Origin of the sequence: Symbiopectobacterium purcellii (assembly GCF_052050035.1) — a bacterium.
GTDB lineage: Bacteria > Pseudomonadota > Gammaproteobacteria > Enterobacterales > Enterobacteriaceae > Symbiopectobacterium > Symbiopectobacterium purcellii_A.
The window spans coordinates 5,114,790-5,127,800 of sequence record NZ_CP189882.1 but is presented as its reverse complement, the minus strand read 5'-3'; the positions used below and the strand labels follow the sequence as shown (position 1 = coordinate 5,127,800).

The following is a 13,011-nucleotide window of genomic DNA, read 5'->3' as shown; positions in this document are numbered from 1 at the left end:
GCATGACCCGACAGAGTGTACGAACGCTGAAGTTAGTGGCATTGTCGAGAATGAACCGGTATCGAGTCTGTAAAGAATTTCGTGTAAATGGCTCCATCGCTTAACCGGAAATCCGATCTCCATACATCAACATGAATTGGCTCATAGCCGGTTTCCAGTCTCTGATTGGTAGGGTCCATTTAGCCGAGATATTATGCAAGGCTAGATAGAATAATTTTAGCACCGAGTCATCCGTTGGAAATATTCGTCGCGTTTTCGTTATCTTGCGCAATGAAGCATTTAACGACTCTATCGCGTTGGTGGTGTAGATAACCTTGCGGATCTCCGGCGGAAAATCAAAAATGACGATGAGACGTTCCCAATTATTTCTCCACGATGGGCTGATCGTCGGGAACTGTTCATCCCATTTGGGGCTTTGTTGAATAATTTAAGATATAGCCAAGCGACATTATTTTGATAACAGCCAGCTATGCTTCTTTGCCGCATATCAGGGCATAGGATGTAATCATTTTTAAGTCGGTTGGCTATACTGATTTATATAAGCATTATAAAATTTCAACGACTAATTTTTCCTCTCGGAATGCTTTTTATTGTGCTAACTATTTGATTTGTCGTTCTAACAAAATACATTCTCTGTAAATGCATTCTAACTAAAGAAGATGTAAATCAAACGGTTAAATTATTCAACAAAGCCCCCATTTGGCCGCGAAGGCATCCAGGGCCTCTTCAGCGCCCTCTAGCGTTGCGGAACTATAGATAGTGCGGAGGTCAGCAGCAACGGCTTTACGCTCTTTCCAGCCGACGTAGCGCAGCGAGTTCCGCACCTGATGCACGATGCAGAGCTGTACCCTATGCGGGTAAACAGCTTCAATGGCATCAGGAAAGCCCTTCAGGCCATCGCAGCAGGCGATAAAGATGTCCTGTAGCCCACGATTTTTCAGTTCTGTCATTACAGATAACCAGAACTTGGCCCCCTCGGTTTTGGCTATCCATAGCCCCAGCAGCTCTTTTTCGCCCTGGCCGTTGATGCCTAGAGCCAAGTAAACAGACTTGTTGGTCACGGCTCCGCCGTCCTGGCTTTTGACCACAATACATTCAAGGTAAACAATGGGATAAAACGCATCCAGCGGCCGTTGCTGCCAGCGCTTAACGTCATCCATCACGGCATTGGTCACTTGAGAAATGAAGCCAGCGGAAACATCGACCCTGTAGACTTCTTTAAAGTGAGCCTGAATATCACGGGTTGATAGCCCTCTGGAATAGAGAGAAATAATGCGGTCATCGAAGCCGTTAAGCTGCTTTTCGTGCTTACCGATCAGTGTCGGCTCGAAGGTACTGTTGCGGTCGCGCGGAATATCGAGCTCGAGCGCACCATTTTGGCTACGTACGCTCTTGGATGTCTTGCCATTGCGGGAGTTGCCTGAATGATTACCAGCCTGGTCATGCTTAGCATACCCAAGGTGTATCTCCATCTCAGCTTGAAGAACCCGTTCCGCCAGTCTTTTAGTCAGCTCCTTGAGTAGGCCTGATTCACCCAGAAGCTCCTGAGGGGAGTGGCAATCCTGAAGCAGTTGGTCAATAAGTTCTTTGCTGATAGGCATTTTTTGTCCTCTGAAGGTTTTCCTCAAAATGCCATTTACACAGATCTTTTTACACTCTCCGATTAGAACGCGGTAGTGTCTTTGAACAGGCCCACTTTTAATTCGTTAGCTGTGTAGATCTGCTTTCCATCAACCAACACTTCACCATCGGCAATGCCCATCACCAAACGGCGATTGATAACGCGCTTGAAGTGAATACGGTAGGTGACTTTTTTAGCCGTCGGCAAGACCTGCCCAGTGAATTTCACTTCACCCACGCCCAGCGCACGACCTTTACCTTCACCGCCCAGCCAGCCGAGATAGAACCCGACCAACTGCCACATGGCATCCAATCCCAGGCAGCCAGGCATCACCGGATCGCCGATAAAGTGGCAACCAAAGAACCACAGATCGGGAGTAATATCCAATTCGGCTTCAACGTAGCCTTTGCCGTGATTACCACCGTCTTCCGTCATTTTGACGACACGATCCATCATCAACATGTTTGGGGCAGGCAACTGTGGGCCTTCAGGGCCTAACAGTTCACCACGGCTAGAGGCAAGAAGGTCTTCTTTCGTATAAGATTCGCGTTTATCTACCATATTCTCAGTAAGCCTTATTCTAGTGAAGCACGCAGGTTAGCTTACACCTGTAAGCTGAGCAACCCAGAAACATCTGGTTAAACCAGTTTCTCACCGAAAAAACCATGGGAAGCGGCGTCGCTCCGGCGGTGAGAATTGTGCAATACGCTCTTTGATCAAGCCCAACAGATTGGGCTGCTGTTCATCGTCATAGAGCATATTCGTTAGTAACGTGATGGCTTCCGGCACCGTTTCCACGGGAATGATATGGAATTGTCCAGCACGAACGGCGTCTACCACATCGGCATTCAGACTCAAGTGACGAAGATTGGCCGCTGGAATAATGACACCCTGATTGCCGGTGAGTTCTCGACGCTGACAAATTTCGAAGAAGCCTTCAATCTTCTCGTTGACGCCACCAATGGGCTGCACGCGGCCAAATTGATCGACAGAACCGGTGATCGCGAGCTGTTGATTAATGGGTTGCAGTGACAAGGCGCTGATTAATGCGCACAGTTCCGCCAGCGACGCACTGTCACCATCAACTTCACTGTAGGACTGCTCAAACACCAGCGATGCAGAGAAGGGCAACTGTTGTTCAAACTCCAGTTCGGAAATCAGAAATGCCTGCATGATCATCATGCCCTTGGCGTGCAAGTTACCCGCCAGCTCGGCTTTGCGATCGACATCCGTAAATTCACCATCGCCAGGGTGAACCACACAGCTAATGCGTGTGGGCTCACCAAATGCCACCGGATGGCCAGGGTATTCGAGTACCGAGAGTCCGTTGATTTGACCAACGACTTCGCCCTCGGTTTCGATCACAATCTTACCCAGCTCAATTTCGTCATGCATACGCTCAGCCAGGTAGCCTTCTCGCCAGCGTTGGGCGGCGATCGCCTTCGTGATGGTTTGAGCGGTGATAGGCGCTTCCTGGGCGTATATGGCAATGTGCTTGAGCTGATGCGTAAGCCATTGTGGGCAAAGCGGCAGGCTGCCCTGATCGCCGCTGTAGCGCACGGCTAATTGCAGCAGTGAAGGCCAGGCATCCGCCGCGAGCATGGGAAGATGATTGGCGGTGCATAGCGCATTAATGTATGCACACCAGCGTGACATGTCATCTTCGTCAATCAGCGGTAATTCGGATTCAAATTCGCCGTAAACCGCCAGGTCACGCGAGTCGGGTTCAATATCGTGCAGATCGCCAAGACTCTCGCGGTCGCCGACCACAATCAACCGAATGTTCATCGGCATCGGCGGAATAGCTAGAGGTAAAGGACGCCTTTCATCAGGTGAAAGCCAATGATACAGGCCTTCTGCAATAATCTGCTTCAGGCGTAACAACAACAATGGCTGTGCTAACAAGGTTCGTGCGGTCAGGATCAACGTACCACCATTGATACGGTGTAATAAGCCGGGTTGCAGGCTAATGCGTTCTTGGAAATAACGGACACAGCCGAATAACTGTTCTGCTTCGATCCATGCCTGGAATTCGCATGCCTGCTGGGCCGCAAAATTATCATCACGTTGCTGCGCCGGTTCAATCTCAACCCGATCGTGCTCAATGCGATAACGGCTACCGCGAGGGGCTGAGATCGGTGGGCACAAATGCCTTACTGCCCCTGTAATGAGCGCGAGGTAATCGTGGGTCTCTTCGGCCTTCACCAACATATAGGGCGACGGCGATCGCGGATGGCAAAATACCTTTAGGCTATCCGCCAGTCGGGGCTGAAGCGCAGCAAAATCCAGCGGTTCAAGCTTGTCTGCCCGATCGAACAGAGACTGGTAAGGCGTGTGGTCGGGCAGCAGATGCTGCCATGCAAGTTGGTTACTGGTCAAAGTATCAAAGGTAGTTGTCGGAATGAAGAGCGTGATTATACAAGAATAATACCCGCTGCACAGACGAAGTGTTGGAACGTTATGGAAATAGATAATTGATGTGTGATGACGCCACCGCTTGACGTTGATGGCAAAAACGCGAGCCCTGAGAGGAAAGTTGACTAAAAACTGTTATGCTAAGGTAAGCGTTACACGGTCACTGAAGAATTTATCATGAAATATCAACAGTTAGAGAATCTTGAGTGCGGTTGGAAATGGAAATATCTGGTGAAAAAACACCGGGAAGGTGAAGCCATCACACGCTTCATTGAGCAAAGTGCGGCTGATGATGCGGTAGACGCGTTGCTAAAAATGGCGAACCAACCGGTGCTGGTGCTTGCCTGGATTAAGCAGTGCATGAACCCTGCCTTGGAAAATCGCCTTAAGCAAACGATACGTGCACGTCGCAAGCGCCATTTCAATGCCGAAAGCCAGCTCACGCGTAAAAAATCTATCGATCTTGAATATCTGGTTTGGCAACGGCTGGCGGCATTGGCAACCCGTCGTCATTCGACTTTGTCAGAAACCGTTGTGCAACTGATAGAAGATGCTGAGTCCAAAGAGCGCTATGCGAATCAAATGTCATTGCTAAAACAGGATCTGAAAGCGATCTTGTCTCAAGATAACAGCGACATAGAAAAGAACGGATAAAAAAGATCTGTTCAAAAATGAAGAAAAAAAAACCTCGCAATCGCGAGGTTTTTTATCAGTATAAGGTTATTCAGAAACGAGTAACTTAAGCCTGAGGCTGAGAAACAACGTCTTTGATGCCTTTAACTTCGATCTCAACGCGACGATCCGGTGCAAGGCAGTCGATCAGCGCTGCACGCGGTTTGGTGTTATCGCAGGTAGAACCGGTAACCGGGTTGGATTTACCCATGCCACGAGCAGAGATCTTGTTAGCCGGGATACCTTTGGATACCAGGTAAGACACGACGTTCTGCGCACGACGTTCTGACAGCGCCTGGTTAGCTTCTACAGAACCGATGCGGTCAGTGAAGCCCAGAACAACAACAGAACCGTCTTTAGGATCCAGATTGCTCAGTTGGCTGTACAGTTGGTCCAGAGACTGACGACCTTCTGGTTTCAGGGTGTCTTTACCGAAGTTGAACAGAACGTCAGAACGTAGTGTGAAACGCTTGGTTTCTACAACCGGTGCTGGTGCTGGTGCTGGTGCTGCAACAGGTGCCGGAGCATCACCCTGACCTAAACGGTAGGAAACGCCAACGCTCATCAACAGGTTATCAGGACGTGCACCAACGGTGCCTGCATCGCCAATATTGTTGGTCCACTGGTAGTCAACGCGTACAGCCCAGTCACGATCGAAAGCATATTCGATACCGACAGCAGCCAGCGGGGATACGCCAGTGTCGCTGTCGCTCAGCTGATTCGGGTTAACGGTGCCATTAGCATCAACGCGCCATACCATGCCGCCCAGACGAGTATAAACGTCCAGATCTTGCATTATCGGGTAGCTTAATTTAGCAGCCAACTGAACGCCCTGAGCTTTGAAAGCGGCACTGTCAGTTGCGCTGGTCGCAGAGCCTGAATATTTCAAACGGCCCAGCCAGTCATAACCTAATTCAAAGCCCAAATATTGGTTTGCCTGATAGCCGACGAATGCGCCTGCGCCCAGTTTGCTGTTGATCGGGTTGTTGTTAAGACTTTCAAAACCATTACCGTAGAAACCGGTGTCATGGAACTGGGATACACCCAGTTTACCGCCAACGTACCAGGTTTCTTCTTTGGGGGCTGCTTGTGCGACTGTAGCAAAGCCAGCCAGTGCCACTGCAATTGCTGTTTTTTTCATTTTACGCCTCATTATCATCCAAACCGGCAATTAGCATTAATGCCAATAGGCCTTTGGTTAAATCCTTGACTTAAGCCACTGCTCTTAATTTATAACTAAATGCCAGCCAACTGGCATTATGCAAAGAGCAACTCCAGCGCGTTAAAGTCTACAACGTGATACGAAAGTTACAAGTACGATATGATCTGCCTTGTAGAAAAAACAGAGTTTCATACATACTTCCTAACAAATAATAGTTTATTTTGGCGAATCGCAACGTTTATCCGTAATGGTTGACACGCATCACACCTGCATATCCGTGGTTTTGGCGTAAAACAAACCGGGATGACAATACCCAGATGAGAAAACTCTTAATTTACTTAATGGTACAGCTTTGAGTGAATTTTTAGGCGAGAAAATAGCCCATCCTCTTCTCTGCTTATGCACTGTGGTCTCATGATAAATCCGTAGGCGTTTCCTTTTTGAGCAGCTTGCCTCAAACGCATACTTTCTTCTTCCGTCAAATTGTGCTCAAGCCAGCATAAGACAACGCTGTAATTTCCCGTTAACAGAGCTTTTTCCATGGCATCTACGGTTTCATTAGGGTTGAGGTGATAAGGTTGAATCACTTTATCTAAGGGCAAACCCGATTGCTGTAACCAGTGGCGGCTGATTTTTTGTTGGGGGGCCAGCCACAGCAACCAGCGCGACTGCGCGGCTAATTGTTTCAAAAGTGGAAGTAACAGAAGCGTTGTCATTGGATGCTCAACACTGTAGTCGCTTTCGCTGATGATACCGCTGCCGTATCCGGCAACCGTGTGCCGTGGAAATGGTGCACTGTGCAGTGAGGCCGACTGATGACGTTCTGAACGAATAGAGTGCGCACGCATGATGGGTTTCATCCTTAGTTTTACTGTATGTGTATACAGTATATCAGCTATGGATGAGAATCAACCTGCTTTTTTTGGAAGCGCTTCGCATAATTGGCATGGCAGTGGGCAGAGATCACATTTTGTGTTTGAAGCCTTACCAACCTTGTGATTAATTACTTTAACACGTTAAGAACACATATACAGACAGAGGATTGATTTTCAATACTAAAAGGTGTTGTATGAATCAGTTATGCAAAAAAAGGATTTTGCAATCAAAAGTTTCTTTCTCCTCATTGGGAGAAATTACCACCCGTTCTCAATTTGGCGGTTATAGCATCGCGGCAAATAAAACGATCTTTGGTCTTATCTCCAACGGAGAGCTTTATTTACGTGCGAACAAGCGCTGTGAGCCACATTTCCTTGCACTGAATATGCCGCATTTGGTTTATACCAAACGAGGCATGCCCGTACCGTTGAGTTACTATCTGGTGGGGGAGGTCTTATGGGAGGAACCGACTCAACTGCTGAAATTGGCCAAAATGTCGCTTGAGGGCGCAGAGCAGGATAAATCAGAGCGTGAGCATTGCACACGGTTAAAGGATTTGCCCAATCTGAATCACGATCTTGAGCGGATGTTATGGAAGGCGGGAATAAAAAATGCTGACGAGCTGCAACAACACGGTGCAAAGGAGAGCTACTTGAAGTTAAAAGCGGTCAGTAAACATGCCAGTGTGAATATTTTACTGGCGTTGGCGGGCGCGATTTGCAGAACGCATCAAGCCGCTTTGCCAAAAGGGGTCAGAAACGAGCTGATTGAATGGTATAAACACCATTCAGCACCGTTGCCTAAAACCTAAAGCGCCAACGTGCGCGGTATCTTCAAGGCAATGATACCGCGCTACATGTTTTACGCTTCGCATCTTCTCTTCACAATTTTTGACAGTGCGTACTTCACCAGACAGTCCCCTTCAACGGATAGCCCCTTTCAGCGGATAGTTCCTTTCAACAGCGTCAGCTCCGGCAAGACATCGATGATCAGACCGATTTGCTGCAAGACCAGTTGCTCCTTACTGTCGGGATCGGGGGCAAGCTGCTGTACCTGCTGTTGACGTGTCAACAACGCCTCTCGCTGCGTTTGTACGTCAATGTCAGGATGATGCAGTGCTGCATCAATATAGCAAATGGCATCATCGAGCAGTTGCAACGTCTGCGGTATTTGTAGTGGTCAACTAAATTTGGCCACCCTACCTGACTGTTGATGGAACAGCCGTTCTGATTCATTTGGTGTTAACCCACCGTTATACCAGTGAGGTCTGACATCGCTATAATAATGGGTTATGTAGCGAATAATGGATGATTGAGCAGTACTAAAGCTTTGGTAGCCAGTCGTTGGCACCCATTCAGTCTTCAGACTACGGAAGAATCGCTCCATCGGACTATTATCCCAACAATTTCCTCTGCGACTCATACTTTGGGTCATCTGATAACGCCAAAATGTCTGCCTATACTGACGACTGGTGTAATGGCTTCCTTGGTCACTATGAAACATGACTTGTTTGGGATGCCCACGCAGTTCCCAAGCCATTTGTAGTGCTTTGGCTGTTAATTCTGAATCTGGCGAAAACGACATTGCCCGACCCACGGGTTTTCGGGCAAATAAATCTAATACCACCGCCAGATACGCCCATCGGTCGCCTGTCCAAATATAGGTTACATCGCCGCACCAAACCTGGTCAAGCTTGGTAACAGCGAACTGCCTATTGAGCAGATTTGGAATATCAATACGTTCATTTCCACCGCGGTTGTATTGATGTTTTCTTGTTTGGCAACTAACGAGGGTTAATTCTTTCATTAACTTACCCGCTAACCACCGCCCAAGTTTCACGTCGTGTGTATTGGTAACCATCGTGGCGATAGTCCTTGCGCCCGCAGACCCGCCACTAACGTTCCACGCTTCGCTGACCAGGCTACGTTTTATCGTCCGCTCAATGGCTTTGTTGAATAAATCGAACTTTCAGGGGATCGCCGGATCAAAGCACTATCATCGCTCCCGATAGCAGCTCCCCATGGCAAAGCAAAAGTTTAAAATCACCAACTGGCCCACCTACAACAAAGCACTCAGACAACGCGGCTCCCTGACGGTCTGGCTTGATGAGTCGGCCATCGCTGCATGGACTGACAGTTCTTCGCCTGAAGGTCGTGGTCGGCCGCTTTACTACACCGATATGGCTGTTACCACGGTTTTGATGATAAAGCGCGTGTTTAACCTGTCGCTCCGGGCATTACAGGGCTTTGTCGACTCGGTTTTTACACTGATGAGCGGCTTTGTTGAATAATTTAACCGTTTGATTTACATCTTCTTTAGTTAGAATGCATTTACAGAGAATGTATTTTGTTAGAACGACAAATCAAATAGTTAGCACAATAAAAAGCATTCCGAGAGGAAAAATTAGTCGTTGAAATTTTATAATGCTTATATAAATCAGTATCTTAAATTATTCAACAAAGCCCTGATGAGCCTGCCACTGCGCTGCCCGGACTACTCTCTGGTCAGTCGGCGGGCAAAAACCGTCAGTATCAGCATAAAAACGCCAACGCGTGGTGAAATCTCGCATCTGGTCATCGACAGTACCGGTCTGAAGGTCTTTGGCGAAGGTGAATGGAAAGTCAGGCAGCATGGTGCTGACAGACGAAGAGTGTGGCGCAAGCTTCATCTGGCAGCAGACAGTGCGACGCATGAGATTATCTGTGCCGACTTATCGCTCAGCGGAACGACAGATGCGCAGGCACTGCCGGGCCTGATTAACCAAACCCACCGAAAAATCAGGGAAGTGTCAGCAGACGGTGCTTATGACGCCCGTTACTGCCACGATGCGTTGCTAAGAAAGAAAATCAGGCCCCTTATCCCGCCGCGAAGCGGAGCCAAATACTGGCCGGACAAGTACCATGAACGTAACCATGCGGTGGCGAATCAGCGTCTGAGCGGGAGTAATGATATGTGGAAAAAGAAAGTGGGTTATCACCGGCGTTCAGTGGCAGAAACAGCGATGTTCCGCATAAAAACTTTGCTGGGTGGCCATCTGAGCCTGCGTGACTATGAGGCTCAAGTAGGTGAAGCCATAGCGATGGTCAAAGCGCTGAACCGTATGACGTTGTTGGGTATGCCACACAGCGTCAGGATAGGATAACAGGTGTAGCAGAGGGAGTCATCCTGTCGGCTAATTCTGATTTATTCAACAAAGCCGCTGAAAGACTGACGTTCATGGCTTTTGCGGCTTCCTGGTAGGTATAATTTTGGTCAAGGACTAATTTGGCGGTTTCACATTTAAATTCAGCAGTAATTATTTTACTCATTTTGGCACCTATAAAAATTATGAGGTAAGCATATCACCTCTACTTAGGTGGCCAAATTCAGTATGCCACTACAAAACAGGGTGGCATGGGCATATTGTACGTTGCGAAAGGCAAAGAACAGCACGCCGCTGATAACAATCAGTGTTTCCTTCAAGCGAAGGAACAAAATAGAGTACCGGCATTCCAATCAGGATGCCCGCCAGCGTCCCGATGATACGTAAGGCCAACCGTCGTCGCGTCGCATTGTAGTTTGGCTGGCACACAAACAGGCTGGTGAGCAGAATACGATACCCGTGCTGCATGTGTGTCAGTAGAATAAGTGCATAACCTCCGCAAAGCAGGGCAGACATACGGATCGCGTGGCGGAACAGTGCTGAACGGGGGGTAAGATGACGACCAATGGAGAGTGTAAAAAGATCTGTGTAAATGGCATTTTGAGGAAAACCTTCAGAGGACAAAAAATGCCTATCAGCAACGAACTTATTGACCAACTGCTTCAGGATTGCCACTCCCCTCAGGAGCTTCTGGGTGAATCAGGCCTACTCAAGGAGCTGACTAAAAGACTGGCGGAACGGGTTCTTGAAGCTGAGATGGAGATACACCTTGGGTATGCTAAGCATGACCCGGCTGGTAATAATTCAGGCAACTCCCGCAATGGCAAGACATCCAAGAGCGTACGTAGCCAAAATGGGGCGCTCGAGCTCGATATTCCGCGCGACCGCAACAGTACCTTCGAGCCGACACTGATCGGTAAGCACGAAAAGCAGCTTAACGGCTTCGATGACCGCATTATTTCTCTCTATTCCAGAGGGCTATCAACCCGTGATATTCAGGCTCACTTTAAAGAAGTCTACGGGGTCGATGTTTCCGCTGGCTTCATTTCTCAAGTGACCAATGCCGTGATGGATGACGTTAAGCGCTGGCAGCAACGGCCGCTGGATGCGTTTTATCCCATTGTTTACCTTGACTGTATTGTGGTCAAAAGCCAGGACGGCGGAGCCGTGACCAACAAGTCTGTTTACTTGGCTCTAGGCATCAACGGCCAGGGCGAAAAAGAGCTGCTGGGGCTATGGATAGCCAAAACCGAGGGGGCCAAGTTCTGGTTATCTGTAATGACAGAACTGAAAAATCGTGGGCTACAGGACATCTTCATCGCCTGCTGCGATGGCCTGAAGGGCTTTCCTGATGCCATTGAAGCTGTTTACCCGCATACGCGGGTACAGCTCTGCATCGTGCATCAGGTGCGGAACTCGCTGCGCTACGTCGGCTGGAAAGAGCGTAAAGCCGTTGCTGCTGACCTCCGCACTATCTATAGTTCCGCAACGCTAGAGGGCGCTGAAGAGGCCCTGGATGCCTTCGCGGCCAAATGGGATGAACAGTTCCCGACGATCAGCCCATCGTGGAGAAATAATTGGGAACGTCTCATCGTCATTTTTGATTTTCCGCCGGAGATCCGCAAGGTTATCTACACCACCAACGCGATAGAGTCGTTAAATGCTTCATTGCGCAAGATAACGAAAACGCGACGAATATTTCCAACGGATGACTCGGTGCTAAAATTATTCTATCTAGCCTTGCATAATATCTCGGCTAAATGGACCCTACCAATCAGAGACTGGAAACCGGCTATGAGCCAATTCATGTTGATGTATGGAGATCGGATTTCCGGTTAAGCGATGGAGCCATTTACACGAAATTCTTTACAGACTCGACCAATGCGCAGCCGAATATCACTCCAGCCCGTCAGCCCGTCATCAGCCAGACCTTCTTCCATCTGTTGTTGCGATTCAAGCCATTGCTCTGATTCAATATTCATTAACTGAGCATCAATGGCGCGCAGGTTATTCAGCAGATGGCGTAGCGCTTTTCCTTGGGCTGTATTTGCGCCATCTTTGGTAAAAAAAGCATGCAGTGCAGCATCCAGATAAACAAACGCTCGTTCGATACGCCCATCGTGCTGATATTTTTGCTGTATAGCCAAGCGACATTATTTTGATAACAGCCAGCTATGCTTCTTTGCCGCATATCAGGGCATAGGATGTAATCATTTTTAAGTCGGTTGGCTATAACAGAATGGATTGTGCCAATTGGCGACAGGCACGTGCCTGCATCGTCAGTAAACGTTGAAAACGAAAAAGAATATCACTGTGGCGAAAGGTTTCACGTAACTAAGCGTATTGCACGTGCGAGGAACTGGCGCGTTCGTGAATATCTTGTGCTGCAAAATAGTAGTGCAGCGTGCGGCGGGTGCCACGCTGTCCGCGATCGCCGCGTAGCCGAGTTAATAAAGAGGCTTTGGCTTGATTGAGCGTTGCAACCACATCACTGTTAACCAGTGCCACATCGTTCAATGGGTTATCGGTCGAATCATCAATATCGGGATCAAACAGTGTCGCTTTGGCATCCAGATAGTGGGAAAGTTGCTCAAAACACCGCGCCAGACTGTCCTGCAAAGGACGAATGGGAAAGACAACATGCCCCAGCAACGTCAGCAGGTTGTACCATAACGCACCCGCGAGCAGCAAAAGCGGCTGTTGATACCAATTGTCATACAGGGACACGCCCAGCATAGTGTAAATGGCAATCAGCAGAGAGCCAAAAGCAATAGTGGCGTAGCGCTGACCCAATGCGCCGAGCAGGATAAAATCAGCCGTTGAAAAGGCCAGTCCTACGCCGAATAACCACGGGTAAGGAAAAAGCAGTTCTATAGAGACTGATGCTATAAAGAAACAGAGTAGCGTTATAAACAGATTGCGTAATCTGCCGGTAAGACGATCGTCGAGATCGGTCAGCGCAGCGGCCACCACGCCAAGCGTTAACGGAATGGTGGTGGTGGGTTGGCCCATCCACCAGGGCAGCAATGCCGCACCAGCCAGGGCTATAAAAATACGCGCGTTGTACAACCAACCGCTATTGTATAGGTAACGCCGGAATCCTGAGATGAAAGTCAACAACGT

Annotated in this window: 9 protein-coding genes and 7 pseudogenes; 5 read left to right on the top strand and 11 right to left on the bottom strand. The window is 48.6% G+C overall.

What is annotated here, in order from left to right:
- Positions 1–100: 100 nt before the first annotated feature.
- From ACQGXV_RS34790 to ACQGXV_RS34775, 4 genes and pseudogenes are all read right to left on the bottom strand, one after another.
- Positions 101–406, bottom strand: a pseudogene (locus ACQGXV_RS34790) (transposase); the annotation flags it as partial.
- A 289-nt stretch (positions 407–695) separates the two neighbouring features.
- Positions 696–1,601: pseudogene (locus ACQGXV_RS34785) on the bottom strand (IS256 family transposase); the annotation flags it as partial.
- 62 nt (positions 1,602–1,663) lie between these two features.
- Positions 1,664–2,182 carry a bifunctional 3-hydroxydecanoyl-ACP dehydratase/trans-2-decenoyl-ACP isomerase gene (gene fabA, locus ACQGXV_RS34780; RefSeq protein ID WP_440864570.1) on the bottom strand — a complete coding sequence of 173 codons (519 nt, stop codon included), beginning with the start codon at positions 2,180–2,182 and terminating at the stop codon, positions 1,664–1,666.
- Between the two features lie 90 nt (positions 2,183–2,272).
- Entirely contained in the window at positions 2,273–4,000 is a 1,728-nt protein-coding gene (locus ACQGXV_RS34775) for an AAA family ATPase (protein WP_440864569.1), read from the bottom strand.
- Positions 4,001–4,213: 213 nt separating this feature from the next.
- Between ACQGXV_RS34775 and matP the strand changes: the two genes are divergently transcribed.
- Entirely contained in the window at positions 4,214–4,690 is a 477-nt protein-coding gene (matP, locus tag ACQGXV_RS34770) for a macrodomain Ter protein MatP (RefSeq protein WP_440864568.1), read from the top strand.
- 85 nt (positions 4,691–4,775) lie between these two features.
- Here matP and ompA read toward each other — a convergent pair whose 3' ends face one another.
- Together ompA and sulA are read right to left on the bottom strand one after the other, a co-directional pair.
- The gene (gene ompA / locus ACQGXV_RS34765) at positions 4,776–5,849 is read right to left on the bottom strand and encodes a porin OmpA (RefSeq protein WP_440864567.1); all 1,074 of its coding nucleotides are present in this window, start codon (positions 5,847–5,849) and stop codon (positions 4,776–4,778) included.
- Between the two features lie 359 nt (positions 5,850–6,208).
- Positions 6,209–6,718, bottom strand: a complete 510-nt coding sequence (gene sulA, locus ACQGXV_RS34760) for an SOS-induced cell division inhibitor SulA (protein ID WP_440864566.1) — start codon at positions 6,716–6,718, stop codon at positions 6,209–6,211.
- A 221-nt stretch (positions 6,719–6,939) separates the two neighbouring features.
- On the opposite strand from sulA, the gene ACQGXV_RS34755 reads away from it, so the two are divergent.
- Positions 6,940–7,557, top strand: a complete 618-nt coding sequence (locus ACQGXV_RS34755; RefSeq protein ID WP_222157409.1) for a TfoX/Sxy family DNA transformation protein — start codon at positions 6,940–6,942, stop codon at positions 7,555–7,557.
- 128 nt (positions 7,558–7,685) lie between these two features.
- On the opposite strand, the gene ACQGXV_RS34750 is transcribed toward ACQGXV_RS34755, so the two are convergent.
- Together ACQGXV_RS34750 and ACQGXV_RS34745 are read right to left on the bottom strand one after the other, a co-directional pair.
- Positions 7,686–7,904 carry a hypothetical protein gene (locus ACQGXV_RS34750; RefSeq protein ID WP_440864565.1) on the bottom strand — a complete coding sequence of 73 codons (219 nt, stop codon included), beginning with the start codon at positions 7,902–7,904 and terminating at the stop codon, positions 7,686–7,688.
- 21 nt (positions 7,905–7,925) lie between these two features.
- A pseudogene (locus tag ACQGXV_RS34745) lies at positions 7,926–8,681 on the bottom strand (IS3 family transposase); the annotation flags it as partial.
- Positions 8,682–8,766: 85 nt separating this feature from the next.
- Between ACQGXV_RS34745 and ACQGXV_RS34740 the strand changes: the two are divergent.
- Positions 8,767–9,022 (top strand): annotated as a pseudogene (locus tag ACQGXV_RS34740) (transposase); the annotation flags it as partial.
- Positions 9,023–9,210: 188 nt separating this feature from the next.
- Positions 9,211–9,888 (top strand): annotated as a pseudogene (locus ACQGXV_RS34735) (IS5 family transposase); the annotation flags it as partial.
- Here ACQGXV_RS34735 and ACQGXV_RS34730 read toward each other — a convergent pair.
- Together ACQGXV_RS34730 and ACQGXV_RS34725 are read right to left on the bottom strand one after the other, a co-directional pair.
- A complete protein-coding gene (locus ACQGXV_RS34730; RefSeq protein WP_440864564.1) occupies positions 9,875–10,054 on the bottom strand; it encodes a hypothetical protein in 180 nt (59 codons plus the stop codon). The pseudogene ACQGXV_RS34735 and the gene ACQGXV_RS34730 sit on opposite strands and share 14 nt — an antisense overlap.
- A gap of 73 nt (positions 10,055–10,127) precedes the next feature.
- Positions 10,128–10,461 (bottom strand): annotated as a pseudogene (locus ACQGXV_RS34725) (FUSC family protein); the annotation flags it as partial.
- A 54-nt stretch (positions 10,462–10,515) separates the two neighbouring features.
- On the opposite strand from ACQGXV_RS34725, the gene ACQGXV_RS34720 reads away from it, so the two are divergent.
- Complete coding sequence (locus tag ACQGXV_RS34720; RefSeq protein ID WP_440864563.1) at positions 10,516–11,727, top strand: IS256 family transposase; 1,212 nt, start codon at positions 10,516–10,518, stop codon at positions 11,725–11,727.
- 35 nt (positions 11,728–11,762) lie between these two features.
- Here the strand turns inward: ACQGXV_RS34720 and ACQGXV_RS34715 are convergent.
- Positions 11,763–13,008: pseudogene (locus tag ACQGXV_RS34715) on the bottom strand (FUSC family membrane protein); the annotation flags it as partial.
- Positions 13,009–13,011: the final 3 nt, after the last annotated feature.